Below are 12145 nucleotides of genomic sequence, written 5' to 3' on the forward strand. Positions count from 1 at the left end.
GGTATGGCACGTCTCGACTACGACAAGCTCAATTCCACCCTGCGCTACGCGATGTTCTCGGTGTTCCGGGTCCAGCCCGGTGCCCTCGGCGACGACCGCTCCGCGGCGATCGAGGACGCCCAGAAGTTCTTCGCGGCCTACGACGGCACCGATCTGGTCGTGCGCGGCATCTACGACGTCGCCGGGGTGCGCGCCGACGCCGACTTCATGATCTGGACGCACGCCGAGCGACTCGAAGATCTGCAGAAGCTCTACGCCGATTTCCGCCGGACCACCGTCCTCGGCCGCACCACCACCCCGGTGTGGTCGAACGTGTGCCTGCACCGGCCGGCCGAGTTCAACAAAAGCCACCTGCCCGCCTTCATCGCCGGTGAGGAACCCGGCAACTACGTCTGCGTCTACCCGTTCGTGCGGTCGTACGAGTGGTACCTGCTCCCCGACGCCGAACGCCGCCAGATGCTCGCCGACCACGGCAAGGCCGCGCGCGGCTACCCGGACGTGCGGGCCAACACCGTGCCCGCGTTCGCCCTCGGCGACTACGAGTGGATCCTCGCATTCGAAGCCCCCGAACTCGATCGCATCGTCGACCTCATGCGCGACCTGCGTGCCACCGAGGCCCGCATGCACGTCCGGGAGGAGACCCCGTTCTTCACCGGACCGCGCGTCGACCTCGAGACGCTGATCACCGCGCTGCCCTGACGCCCGCCGTCACCCCCCGGAGACGCCGCCCTTGCGCGGACTCCGGGGGCGCCGTCGGCTCGCCGGAAGGACGCGGTGCACCCCCTGGCAGACTGTGCACCATGAGTTCTCGGCCCGTGCGGTACCAGCACATGGCGCACTGGGGGATGTTCGAGGTCGAGACGCACGAGGGCGATGTCAGCGCCGTGCATCCCTTCCGCGGCGACGCCGATCCGTCACCGTTTCTCGACAATGCCGTCGGCTCGGTGCGGCACCGCTCGCGGGTCGCGGGACCGGCGGTGCGCCGGGGCTGGCTCGAGCACGGACCGGGGCCGAGCGATCGCCGCGGCGACGACGAATTCGTCGCGGTGTCCTGGGACGAGCTGACCGAACTGCTGGCCGGCGAGCTGCAGCGCGTGATCGACGCGCACGGCAACCGGGCGATCTTCGGCGGTTCGTACGGGTGGTCGTCGCCGGGCCGGTTCCACCACGCGCAGAGTCAGGTGCATCGCTTCCTGAAGATGCTCGGCGGCTACACCCGCTCGGTGCACAGCTATTCGCTCGGTGCGACCGGCGTGATCATGCCGCGCGTGGTCGGCACGCACTGGAAGCTGTTCGCCCGTGCGACGAACTGGGACGTCATCGCCCGCGACACCGACCTGATGGTGTGTTTCGGCGGGGTGCCGCTCAAGAACACGGCCGTCAACGACGGCGGCACCAGCAACCATCCCACGCGGGGGGCGCTCGACGCTCTGCGCGCCCGCGGCGGGACGGTCGTGTCCGTCAGCCCCCTGCACGACGATCTGCACGGCGCCGCCGAACGCCTCGCGCCGCGACCCGGGACGGACGTCGCGATCATGCTCGCCCTCGCCTACGTGCTCGCCACCGAGGGCCTCGCCGACCGCGACTTCCTCGACCGCTACTGCGTCGGCTACGACAAGTTCGAGGACTATCTGCTCGGCCGCACCGACGGCGTCGCCAAGACACCGCAGTGGGCGGCCGCCCTGTCCGGGCTGTCCGCCGAGACCCTCGCCGCGCTGGCCCGGCGCATGGCCGCCGGCCGCACCCTGATCACCGTCACCTGGTCGCTGCAGCGGGTCCGGTACGGCGAGCAGGCCCCGTGGGCGGGGGTGACCCTCGCCGCGATGCTCGGCCAGATCGGGCTGCCCGGCGGCGGGTTCGGTCACGGCTACGGCTCGATGAACGAACCCGGCATCGCGCCCGTCCCGTACCCGCTCCCGACCCTGTTCCAGGGCGACAATCCGGTCGGTGACCTGATTCCCGTGGCCGCGATCTCCGACCTGCTGCTGCGGCCGGGCCAGGAGTACGACTTCGACGGCCGGCGCCTGACGTACCCCGACATCCGGCTCGTGTACTGGGCCGGCGGCAACCCGTTCCACCACCATCAGGACCTGGGTCGGCTGCGCCGCGCCCTGGCCCGCCCGGACACGATCGTCGTGCACGACCCGTACTGGACGCCGACGGCCAAGCACGCCGACATCGTCGTGCCGTCCACCACATCCCTCGAACGCGAGGATCTCAGCTGCACCCGCAACGACCCGCTGCTGGTCGCGATGCACGCCGCCGCCCCGCGATTCGCCGCCGCCCGCGACGACTACGACACGTTCTCGGCGCTCGCGCACCGTCTCGGCTTCGGGGACCGGTTCACCGAGGGCCGCACGGCGCGGCAGTGGCTCGAGCACCTGTACGAGCAGTGGCGCGGATTCGTCCTCGCCGACGACGCCCGCGTCGAATCCCCTCCGGAGTTCGACGAGTTCTGGGTGCGCGGACACGTGCGGATGCGCACCGAGGACGAGCTGACACTGTTCGAGGAGTTCCGCGCCGACCCCCAGCGCAACCCCCTGCGTACCCCGAGTGGGCGCATCGAGATCTTCTCCGCCGACATCGACGGCTTCGGCTACGACGACTGCGCCGGGCACCCTGCGTGGTTCGAGCCGGAGGAGTGGCTCGGCGGCCCCCGCGCGCAGCACTACCCGCTGCACCTGATCGCGAACCAGCCCAAGACCCGCCTGCACAGCCAGCTCGACCACGGCGGCGTCAGTCAGGCCTCGAAGATCCGCGGGCGCGAACCGATCCGCATGCATCCGGCCGATGCGGCCGCCCGCGGTGTGGCGGGCGGCGACGTCGTGCGGGTGTTCAACGACCGCGGCGCATGCCTGGCCGGCGCCGTCCTCGACGACGGCCTGATGCCCGGGGTGGTGCAGCTGGCCACCGGCGCCTGGTACGACCCGCTCGATCCGGCCGATCCCGGCTCGATGTGTGTGCACGGAAATCCCAACGTGCTCACCGCCGACGTGGGCACCTCGAGTCTGGCCCGCGGCTGCACGGGCCAGCACGCGCTCGTGCAGATCGAACGCTTCGACGGGGACCTGCCGCCGATCCGCGCCTACGACCCGCCGGTGATCCGCACCCGCTGAGGCGGGGTACCTGCCCGAGCCACCCGGGTACCTGCGGGCCGAGCGACGGTATCCGTCGCTACCCGGGAGATGGACGATGCGTCGGTCGGAGCCGGGCCCGGCGGTCACAACCCCAGCGAGCGCTGCACCTCCCGCAACGTCTGCGCCGACGCCCGCAACCCGGCGGCCTCGTCGGGCGAGAGGGGGATCTCGAGTACCCGGCCGGCGCCGCGGCCGTCGACGATCGTCGGCAGCGACAGGCACACCCCTTCGATCCCGTGCACGCCGCGCTGCAGCGTCGAGACCGGCAGCACCCGGTGCTGATCCCGCAGCACCGCCTCCACGATGCGGGCGGTGGACAGGCCGATGGCCAGGTTGGTGGCGCCTTTGCCCTGGATGATCTCGTACGCGCTGCGCATCACCCGGGTGGAGATCTGCTCGCGGACCGCGGCGTCGAACACCGCCGCTCCGTGCTCGTCGCGGTACTCGGTGGCCGGAACCCCACCCACCGTCGCGCTCGACCACAGGGTGATCTCCGAATCGCCGTGCTCGCCGACGATGAGGGCGTGCACGTTCTCCACCGCGACGCCGACGTGCTGCGCGACGAGGAAGCGCAACCGTCCCGAGTCGAGGACCGTGCCGGACCCGAGGATCTGCCCGTCGGGGGCGTCCGTTGCGCGGATCGCCGCATACGTCACCACGTCGACCGGGTTGCTGACGAACAGCACCACCGCCTCGGGGGAGAGCGCGAGCAGCGCCGGTGTGAGTTCCCGGACGATGCGCACGTTCGCTGCCGCCAGCTCGAGCCGTGACTGGCCCGGCTTCTGCTTGGCGCCCGCCGTCACGACGATCAGATCGGAGCCGGCGGTGACGGCGAGGTCGTCGGCGCCGTCGATGCGGCACGCGGGGGCGAACTGGGTGCCGTGGTTCAGGTCGAGCACCTCGGCCCGCACCTTGTCGGTGTTCGGATCGAACAGGGCCAGCGAATCCGCCGAGCCCCGGATCAGGCATGCGTAGGCGACGGCGGTGCCGACGCTGCCGGCGCCGACGATCGAAACCTTGGACTTGGACGCACGGGTCGTCGACATGGATTCGATCGTCGTCGCTCCGCGCTCGATCCGCACCCCGACGGTGCAGCCGTTAGCCTTCGCATCATGAACGTTCAACCGTTCGACGCCGTGCTGTTCGACTTCTCCGGCACGTTGTTCCGGCTCGAGGAGGACGAATCCTGGCTGGCCGACCTCACCGACGAGCGGGGCGAGCCCTTCGACGTGCACCGGCAGGCCGAGCTGATGCGCCGGATGACCGCCCCCACCGGTCAGCCCGTCGAGATGGACGCCGCCGAGCATCACGCCTGGATCAACCGCGACCGCGACCCCCGCTGGCACCGGGACGCATACCTGACGGTGCTGCGCCGTTCCGGAGTCGCCGACGAGGGGCAGGCCCTCGGCCTGTACACCAAGCTGACCGATCCGCGCTGCTGGACGGTCTACCCGGACACGGTGCCGGTGATCGAGGCGCTCGCCGGCGAGGGCCTCGCGGTGGCCGTGCTGAGCAACATCGCCTTCGACATCCGGCCGGCGTTCGCGGCGCTCGGTATCGACGATCTGGTGTCGGAGTTCGTGCTTTCCTTCGAAGTCGGCGCGGTCAAACCGGAGCCGGAGATCTTCCGGCACGCGACCGCGGCGCTCGGGGTGTCCCCGGAGCGCACCCTGATGGTGGGCGACAGTGAGGAAGCCGACGGTGCGGCCCGCCGCATCGGCTGCTCCTTCGCCCTCGTCGAGCCGCTGCCCACCGCCGAGCGTCGCCGCGGACTGTGGCGCGCGTTGTTCGCGGCGGGCCTCAGTCCCTCGGAACCAGGCGCAGGGAGATCGAGTTGATGCAGTACCGCTGATCCGTCGGAGTCGGGTACCCCTCGCCCTCGAACACGTGCCCGAGATGGCTGTGGCAGGACGCGCACAGTACCTCCACCCGGCGCATGCCGAGGGACGTGTCGGAGCGCAGGATCACCGCGTCACTCGACGCCGGGTCGAAGAACGAGGGCCACCCGCAGTGCGAATGGAACTTCTCGGTGCTGCGGAACAGTTCGGCTCCGCAGGCGCGGCACTCGTACACACCCTCGGTCTCCGTGTCGGTGTATTCGCCGACGAAGGGCCGCTCGGTGCCGGCCTGCCGCAGCACCGCGTACTCCGCGGGGGTGAGGCGGGCGCGCCATTCGTCGTCGCTGCGGGATACCTTCGGCGCGGGTTCGGTCGGGACAGCGTCAGCCATGAACTCCACGCTAGCCGTCACCGCGGTTCGTCGCCACGAGCTCGCCCTGCGGTGCGGGCTCGTGTGCCGGCAACAGGAACGACGGTTCGATGCCGTCCGCCAGCCGGCCCTCCCGCCGGGCGGCCAGATAGCGGTCGAGCAGCACGGCGAAGATCACGATGAGCAGCAGCGACCACCCGAACGTCGTCTTCATGTACTCGGCGGCGCGCCCGGCCTCCGGCCACCGCCCCGACAGCCAGCTGTCGTAGCTCATGAAGCCGTAGACCGCCAGCCAGGCCGGCCAGTTCCGCATCACCGAATTGGGCAACACGACCGTCATCAGCAACGGGAACAGCATCATCGAGTAGTACATCTGGCCGAGCGAACCGAGCAGGAACGACGCGGTGAGCAACACCCCCGTGCTCGTGCCGACGAAGAAGAGCTCGTCGTGGCGGCAGTACCGGTACAGCAGCCACAGCGAGACGACGACCATGAGGCCCAGGACGACGCGCAGCCCGAGGATCAGCCACGCCGGCAGGCCGTAGTACATGCCGTTGCCGACGATGGCGCTGTTGAAGTAGTCGCGTGCCTCGAACAGGTACGGCGTGGTGCGCTCGACGAACGCCCAGGCGTCCACCGAGAGCGGCCACGCGACGAGCGTCAGGCCGAGCGGCACCGCCGCGGCAGTGGCGAACACCTTCCACTGCCGGCGCACGAACGGAATCAGCAGCAGGGGCGCGAGGATCGGTTTGACCGCGAACGTCAACCCGATCGCGACGCCCGCCCACAGATCGCGCCGGCTCAGCAACAGCGTCAGGAAGGCGACCTCGCCGAGCAGGACGAGGCCGTTGATGTTGGTGAAGACCAGGGTGTTCGTCACCGTCTCGGAACTGAACGCCGCCAACAGGAGGATCGGGGCGAGCACCGAGTCGAGACCGTAGCCGAACATTCGCAGCAGCAGGTACAGCGCCACGATGATCGCGATCGCGTTGGCGATGATGAACAGCCACCGGGAGCGTTCGGGGTCGATTACCGCGATCGGGGAGATCAGCAACGTCCCGGACGGGGGGTACAGATAGTGCGGGTCCACCCACTCGAAGTTCGCCGTGTACACCGGCCGGCGGTTGAGAAACGCCAGGGCCGCGTTGTAGACGGGAGTGAAGTCGTCGGTGCGGAATCCGTTGACGGCTTTGACCACCACACGGTGCAGCACCGTGAGCACGGCCAACGGCCACACCACGCACTTGACCACCTCCGCGGTGGTGCGGGCGGTGCGGGGCTCGAGGCGGCTGAGGAACACTACGGCACGGTACACCGAGAGCCGGGAGCGGCCGCCCACCGTCCCCACCCGACGGCGCCGGGCCCGGGACGCGGCGCACGCTGATTCACGCCGGGCACAGGCTGCCGTTCGGCGGCAGGGCACCGGTGTCGAGGTAGGCCGCCAGGCGTGCCTGGACGCAGCCGGAGTGCAGGACCGCGGAGTATCCGGCACCCTGCCAGGACAGCGCCGCCCACCGGGCCGAGACGGCGGTGAGGGCGCCGGTGACCGACTCGAGGCCCGCGCTGCCGACGAGCGGATCGGCGGCACCCGTCGTCACCAGCACGGGTACGCGCACCTCCGGCGGCAGCGGCGGTGTCGGCATGCTCGGCCAGGCGCTGCACGCGGTGAGACCGACCGCGCTGTCGCCGCCGAACAGGGGGTAGTTCGCCGACCACGTTCGCTGCAGCTCGGTGGCCCGGGCCGTCGTGGGCCATCGCTGACCGTCGCTGCAGCGGGAGACGAACTGCCCGTCGGACGACAGCACGGCCTCGGCGGCGCCGACGAGTTCGAGCATCGGCGTCACGTCTCCCGCACCGGCGGCGGACAGAGCGTCGGACAGCTCGAGGACCCGGGCCTGCGCGTCGCTGCGGGGGGTTCCCAGAAACCACGTCACCGCGGTGAGCAGGGCGTTCGACGAGAGCGGTGCAAGAGCGCCGGTCGCGGCGCGGGCGTGCAGGTCCTCGAGCGCGGCCCGCGGGTCCGGCCCCAGCGAGCACGCCAGCGCGACGCACTGGCGGGCGAACGCGTCGACCGCCGACTCCGCGCCGCGCACCCGGCTCTCGGCCAGCAGTTCGGCGTCGGCCGTCGCGGCGGCGGGGGAGTCGAGGACGAGGCGGCCGAGGGTGGTCGGGTACTTCGACGCGTAGGCGAGGGCGACCGTGGCGCCGTTGCCGATGCCGAGCACGCCGATCCGATCGACGCCCCACGTGGTTCGCAGCTGCTCGAGATCGTCGGCGGCGTGGGCGGCGTCGAACAGCAGTTCCTGCGGCTGCAGGTAGTCGGTGCATGCGATGGTGGCCTGCCGCCCGAGTTCGGCGACCCGCTCCGGACCGTCGCCGGTGCGGCCGAACTGTCCGTGGTCGGCCAGGGCGCGCCGGTCCGCTCCGAAGATGCACTCGATCGGCTGGGAGGCGCCGAGGCCGCGCCGATCCACCGCGACGATCGGCCGGGAGGCCACGAGTTCGGCGAGCGAGCCGGTCGACAGTGCGGCCAGCGCCCCCGAGGAGGGCATGTCCGCGCCCGTCGTCATGACGAGCGGGGCCGCATCGGTGGGAGTCTGTGCCAGCCGGGCGCGCAGCACGTCGAGCGGAAACGAACCCGGCACGGTGCCTGTGGCGTCGATCGCAGCGGGAAGCTGGGCGCATTCGAGGACGAGACCGGTGGGTCCCGGCGGCAGCTGCTGGGCGGCGAGGGTGTCGGCGGTGCAGTCGCGCCAGTCCAGGTCCCGGGCCGGCACCGGTAGCTCCGGGGCGAGGGCCGGATCCTCGCCGGTGGGAGTGGCCCGGCCGTCCGCCTCCTGCACCACCGCGACGTCGGGGCGTACCGAAGGGCCCGCCCCGCACGCGGCGGTCATCGTTCCGAGCACGACGATGCCCACGGTGAGCACACGGGTTCTGCGCATGCGCACAGCCTGCCAGGTCGGTGCGCGGGCCCGCGCACGTGACCGGATCGTCCGATCCGCCGGATGTGACGATCAGGTGTACGTGGTGTGAAGTAGGTCGCAATCTGCCCCGGGTGTACCGGTCGCCTCGAGCGACGGCCCTACCCTGGAGAAATGCACGAACGTCTCGTCGATCGCAATCCCGTGGTGCCGTCCGACCAACTGGTGGCCCAGATGGTTCCGCCCGCGATGTTCGACGACGTGAGCTTCGCGTCCTACATCCCCGATCCGAACGAGCCGAGCCAGGCGACCGCTGTCGCGACGGCGGAGGAGTTCGCCCACAAGATCGCGAAGATCCGGGGTGGCGGCCGGCGCGGCCTGTTCGGACGGAAGGCGCCGTCCACCGGCGCCGGTCTCTACCTCGACGGCGGCTTCGGCGTCGGCAAGACCCACCTGCTGGCCTCGATCTTCCACGCGGCGCCGTCGCCGAAGGCGTTCGGCACCTTCGTGGAGCTGACCCACGTCGTCGGCGCTCTCGGCTTCAACAAGGCCGTCGAGGAGCTGTCCGGCCACAGCGTGCTGTGCATCGACGAGTTCGAGCTCGACGACCCGGGCGACACGATGCTGGTCTCCCGCCTGCTGACCGAACTCTCGGCGCGGGGCGTGTCCATCGTCGCCACGTCCAACACCCTGCCCGGGCAGCTGGGAGAGGGGCGATTCGCGGCGCAGGACTTCCTGCGCGAGATCAAGAAGCTCGCCTCGATCTTCGAGACCATCCGCGTGGACGGCCCCGACTACCGCCATCGCGACCTGCCGCCGGCCCCGGACCCGATCAGCTCCGAGGAGCTGCTCGACCGCGCCGATGCGGTCCCCGGCGCCACCCTCGACGACTTCGACGAGCTGTGCGCGCACCTGAGCACGCTGCATCCGTCCCGGTACGGCAAGCTCGTCGAGGGCGTCGCGGCCGTCTTCCTCAACGGGGTTCATGCCGCCCACGACCAGTCCGTGGCGCTGCGTCTGGTGGTGCTCGCCGACCGGCTCTACGACGCGAGCATTCCGGTGACCGTCGCCGGCGCGAAGCTGGACGAGATCTTCACCGACGAGATGCTCGCCGGCGGCTACCGCAAGAAGTACCTGCGTGCGACCTCGCGCCTGTTGGCGCTGTCGCGGTTCGAGACCGCCGCCAGCTGAGTCGGGTTCCCGGCTGCCCCCGCCGCAGGCGGGGTCCGCGCGTCACAGGGTGCGTTGCATGACGTAGTCGTGATGGGTCTGCGAGCCGACCTGGAACGTGCGCGTTCCCACGACCTCGAACTCGTTCTTGGCGTAGAACCGCCGGGCCCGAGAGTTCTGCTGGTTGACCCCCAGCCACAGCCCCCGGCAGCCGGCTGCCCGGGCATGCTCGACGACGGCAGCCATCAGGGCCGCCGCCACTCCGGTGCCGTGCTTGCCCGGCAGCACGTAGAGCTTGCTGATCTCGGTGGTGGGCAGCGCGGTCACGGCTTCACGGACTTCCGGGTCCGTCGGTTCGGCATCGACGGCCATGAGGTAGCCCACGATCTCGCCGCCGACGGTCGCCTTGAGCACGATGCGGGTCGGGTCGGTGAGGTACTCGCTGAACCGTTCCGCCGAGAGGGTGTCGTCGATGAACGCGGCGATGTCCTCCTGGGAGGCGTCGGCCGGGCAGGCCAGGGGGAACGTGGTGGCTGCGACATCGGCGATGGTCTCGGCATCCCAGATGCCGGCCTGCTCGACGGAGACGTTCGCGGTCGATTCCTCGAGTGACGGAGTGGACATGGGAACCAGTAGATCACTCGGCGGGGCACCGCGCCGACGGTCGGGGCAGGTATCCGTTCGACGTCCGGAAATGGCTGAACCCCAGCCTTGGATGGGGGGTCATGGCTGGGGTTCATTACCATCGGGGGGATGGCATCTCCGACAATACATGAGGAATCCCTCAGGTTCCAACCGGGGTGGTCACGGTTGGGTCACGGGCCGGCCGTCCGGGTGGTTGCCTTCCGCCGGGCAACGCTCTACTGTGGGCTCTCATGAAGCGCGTACTCGTAGTTCACCGCCGTAGCGGGGTCTGATTCGGACCGACCCCTCGCTGCGGGTCGTCGAGCTACCTGTCGGTCCTCCCTTCACGCGGAAGACCTCCTACGATGAACGCCTTCACCTCCACCGCTCCCCGCACCTCCTACGCCGCCGGCGACGCGGAGACCGCATACTCGGCGCCGATCGATCCGTTCGCCGCCCGCTACGGACGATCCCTGCCGCGCGAGTTGCGTGCCGAGGCGCTCGGCACGAGCTGGACCGAGTTCACCGCGACCTATGCACCGCACGGGCCGGTCCGTCTCGGTGGCTGGTCGGCCGGGGCTCCGTGCGCCGGTCGGCGGAACTTCGAGGCCACTTTCGGCGTGGGAGAGACCATCCACACGGCGGCGGCGACGGCCACCGGTCCGGTGTCCGCCATGACCGTCATGATGCACACCCTCGGGATGCCGCTCGAGATTCTCTCGTTCCACCAGTTCGACCTCGGCGACACCCACACGACATTCCTGCTGTGCGAGGCGGACGGGCGCCGGCTCTGGAGCATGGGTGCCGCGGCGACCGGAACCGAATCGGCACTGCGCGCGATGATCGCGGGAGCCAACCGGCTGCACGCTTCCCGCTGAGGGAGCGGTGACACGACGAAGGCCCTCCCGACCGGGAGGGCCTTCGCTGTCGAGTGGTGTGGGCGACCGGGACCGGCGACCTCGTCCGGGTGGCACACCGGGGGGTGGAGCGGATGACGGGATTCGAACCCGCGACCCTCACCTTGGCAAGGTGATGCGCTACCAGCTGCGCTACATCCGCATGCGCACTCCCCGGCCCGAGGGACCGGGCGACGGAGTGCAGCGTGGAAAGGGTGGATCGTGGTGCGCGATACTGGGATCGAACCAGTGACCTCTTCCGTGTCAGGGAAGCGCTCTCCCGCTGAGCTAATCGCGCCGGGGGGTGGAGCGGATGACGGGATTCGAACCCGCGACCCTCACCTTGGCAAGGTGATGCGCTACCAGCTGCGCTACATCCGCATGCGCACTCCCCGACCCGGTGACCCGGGTCGAGAAGTGCAGGGTGAAACCTGGTCGATCATGGTGCGCGATACTGGGATTGAACCAGTGACCTCTTCCGTGTCAGGGAAGCGCTCTCCCGCTGAGCTAATCGCGCGAGGTGGAGACGGGAATCGAACCCGTGTGCACGGCTTTGCAGGCCGTTGCCTCACCACTCGGCCACTCCACCGTAAAAGGTCGAGTCCAACCTCTCGAGCGGATGACGGGATTCGAACCCGCGACCCTCACCTTGGCAAGGTGATGCGCTACCAGCTGCGCTACATCCGCATCGCACCGCCCGGCGCCGTGCTCTCCGTGGTGCGGTTGAGAACATTAGCCGACCATCGTCAGAACACACAAATCTGCAGGTGAGGGCATGGACGAGCCGTCCTGGTGGATCCTGCCCGGCCCGTTCCGGCGGCGGGTCGGGCCAGCGAGCGCCGGCTGGGCGATCCGTTCGGTGAGGGGCACGGAACTCGCGCCCCCTCGGGGCGCGGCATCCCGACGCGGTATCGAAAACACAGGCGACCAGGCGATTCGTGTTCATCCGATGGGCGTGTTAATGTTCCTTCTCGTTCGAGCCGCTGCGAAGCGGCCCGGTCCCGTGGCTCAGTGGAAGAGCGTCCCGTTCACACCGGGGAGGTCGCTGGTTCGATCCCAGCCGGGACCACAGCACCGACGAAGGGCACCCCACGGGGTGCCCTTCGTCGTTTCCGGGCCGGCGCGGTTCGCGTCCGGCCGGAACGTGTCGGCGACGGAGCGGCGGTGACCTGCGCGTTCACCGAACCGC

General features: G+C 70.1%; 10 protein-coding genes and 7 tRNA genes. 6 read left to right on the forward strand and 11 right to left on the reverse strand.

What is annotated here, in order from left to right; translation table 11 throughout:
* The first annotated feature begins 3 nt into the window (after positions 1-3).
* Positions 4-699 (forward strand): hydrogen peroxide-dependent heme synthase, encoded by a 696-nt coding sequence (gene hemQ / locus F1734_RS12790; protein ID WP_010592565.1) that lies wholly within the window; start codon positions 4-6, stop codon positions 697-699.
* A 101-nt stretch (positions 700-800) separates the two neighbouring features.
* Positions 801-3116, forward strand: a complete 2316-nt coding sequence (locus F1734_RS12795; RefSeq protein WP_040271159.1) for a molybdopterin-dependent oxidoreductase — start codon at positions 801-803, stop codon at positions 3114-3116.
* 104 nt (positions 3117-3220) lie between these two features.
* Here F1734_RS12795 and F1734_RS12800 read toward each other — a convergent pair whose 3' ends face one another.
* The gene (locus tag F1734_RS12800) at positions 3221-4183 is read right to left on the reverse strand and encodes an L-lactate dehydrogenase (RefSeq protein ID WP_026137915.1); all 963 of its coding nucleotides are present in this window, start codon (positions 4181-4183) and stop codon (positions 3221-3223) included.
* Positions 4184-4249: 66 nt separating this feature from the next.
* Here F1734_RS12800 and F1734_RS12805 point away from each other — a divergent pair, with 66 nt between their 5' ends.
* The gene (locus F1734_RS12805) at positions 4250-4975 is read left to right on the forward strand and encodes an HAD family hydrolase (protein ID WP_010592562.1); all 726 of its coding nucleotides are present in this window, start codon (positions 4250-4252) and stop codon (positions 4973-4975) included.
* On the opposite strand, the gene msrB is transcribed toward F1734_RS12805, so the two are convergent.
* The 3 genes from msrB to F1734_RS12820 are packed head-to-tail and all read right to left on the reverse strand — an operon-like array spanning position 4938 to position 8287.
* Complete coding sequence (msrB, locus tag F1734_RS12810) at positions 4938-5366, reverse strand: peptide-methionine (R)-S-oxide reductase MsrB (RefSeq protein ID WP_040271349.1); 429 nt, start codon at positions 5364-5366, stop codon at positions 4938-4940. The genes F1734_RS12805 and msrB overlap by 38 nt on opposite strands.
* Before the next feature lie 10 nt (positions 5367-5376).
* A complete protein-coding gene (locus tag F1734_RS12815; RefSeq protein ID WP_010592560.1) occupies positions 5377-6684 on the reverse strand; it encodes a glycosyltransferase family 87 protein in 1308 nt (435 codons plus the stop codon).
* Between the two features lie 46 nt (positions 6685-6730).
* The gene (locus F1734_RS12820) at positions 6731-8287 is read right to left on the reverse strand and encodes an alpha/beta hydrolase (RefSeq protein WP_172603574.1); all 1557 of its coding nucleotides are present in this window, start codon (positions 8285-8287) and stop codon (positions 6731-6733) included.
* A 153-nt stretch (positions 8288-8440) separates the two neighbouring features.
* Here F1734_RS12820 and zapE point away from each other — a divergent pair, with 153 nt between their 5' ends.
* Positions 8441-9457, forward strand: a complete 1017-nt coding sequence (gene zapE / locus F1734_RS12825; RefSeq protein ID WP_010592558.1) for a cell division protein ZapE — start codon at positions 8441-8443, stop codon at positions 9455-9457.
* 42 nt (positions 9458-9499) lie between these two features.
* Here the strand turns inward: zapE and F1734_RS12830 are convergent, their stop codons facing one another.
* Positions 9500-10060 carry a GNAT family N-acetyltransferase gene (locus tag F1734_RS12830; protein ID WP_010592557.1) on the reverse strand — a complete coding sequence of 187 codons (561 nt, stop codon included), beginning with the start codon at positions 10058-10060 and terminating at the stop codon, positions 9500-9502.
* Positions 10061-10425: 365 nt separating this feature from the next.
* On the opposite strand from F1734_RS12830, the gene F1734_RS12835 reads away from it, so the two are divergent.
* Positions 10426-10938, forward strand: a complete 513-nt coding sequence (locus F1734_RS12835) for a 2-isopropylmalate synthase (protein WP_010592556.1) — start codon at positions 10426-10428, stop codon at positions 10936-10938.
* A 105-nt stretch (positions 10939-11043) separates the two neighbouring features.
* On the opposite strand, the gene F1734_RS12840 is transcribed toward F1734_RS12835, so the two are convergent.
* The 6 genes from F1734_RS12840 to F1734_RS12865 all read right to left on the reverse strand — a co-directional run bounded on the left by F1734_RS12840 (position 11044) and on the right by F1734_RS12865 (position 11643).
* Positions 11044-11119, reverse strand: a tRNA-Gly gene (locus F1734_RS12840).
* A 60-nt stretch (positions 11120-11179) separates the two neighbouring features.
* Positions 11180-11254, reverse strand: a tRNA-Val gene (locus F1734_RS12845).
* A 7-nt stretch (positions 11255-11261) separates the two neighbouring features.
* Positions 11262-11337: transfer RNA gene (locus F1734_RS12850), tRNA-Gly, on the reverse strand.
* Between the two features lie 61 nt (positions 11338-11398).
* Positions 11399-11473: transfer RNA gene (locus tag F1734_RS12855), tRNA-Val, on the reverse strand.
* A gap of 1 nt (position 11474) precedes the next feature.
* Positions 11475-11545: transfer RNA gene (locus F1734_RS12860), tRNA-Cys, on the reverse strand.
* Between the two features lie 25 nt (positions 11546-11570).
* Positions 11571-11643 (reverse strand) — tRNA-Gly (locus tag F1734_RS12865).
* Positions 11644-11953: 310 nt separating this feature from the next.
* Here F1734_RS12865 and F1734_RS12870 point away from each other — a divergent pair.
* A tRNA-Val gene (locus F1734_RS12870) sits at positions 11954-12025 on the forward strand.
* Positions 12026-12145 lie beyond the last annotated feature (120 nt).

It is taken from the genome of Rhodococcus ruber, from assembly GCF_016804345.1.
Taxonomy (GTDB): Bacteria; Actinomycetota; Actinomycetes; order Mycobacteriales; family Mycobacteriaceae; genus Rhodococcus; species Rhodococcus ruber.

Bases quoted from the DNA above. Each gene is read 5' to 3' on its own strand.
- hemQ (WP_010592565.1), top strand. From the start codon at position 4: ATGGCACGTCTCGACTACGACAAGCTCAATTCCACCCTGCGCTACGCG.
- F1734_RS12795 (WP_040271159.1), top strand. From the start codon at position 801: ATGAGTTCTCGGCCCGTGCGGTACCAGCACATGGCGCACTGGGGGATG.
- F1734_RS12800 (WP_026137915.1), bottom strand. From the start codon at position 4,183: ATGTCGACGACCCGTGCGTCCAAGTCCAAGGTTTCGATCGTCGGCGCC.
- F1734_RS12805 (WP_010592562.1), top strand. From the start codon at position 4,250: ATGAACGTTCAACCGTTCGACGCCGTGCTGTTCGACTTCTCCGGCACG.
- msrB (WP_040271349.1), bottom strand. From the start codon at position 5,366: ATGGCTGACGCTGTCCCGACCGAACCCGCGCCGAAGGTATCCCGCAGC.
- F1734_RS12820 (WP_172603574.1), bottom strand. From the start codon at position 8,287: ATGCGCAGAACCCGTGTGCTCACCGTGGGCATCGTCGTGCTCGGAACG.
- zapE (WP_010592558.1), top strand. From the start codon at position 8,441: ATGCACGAACGTCTCGTCGATCGCAATCCCGTGGTGCCGTCCGACCAA.
- F1734_RS12830 (WP_010592557.1), bottom strand. From the start codon at position 10,060: ATGTCCACTCCGTCACTCGAGGAATCGACCGCGAACGTCTCCGTCGAG.
- F1734_RS12835 (WP_010592556.1), top strand. From the start codon at position 10,426: ATGAACGCCTTCACCTCCACCGCTCCCCGCACCTCCTACGCCGCCGGC.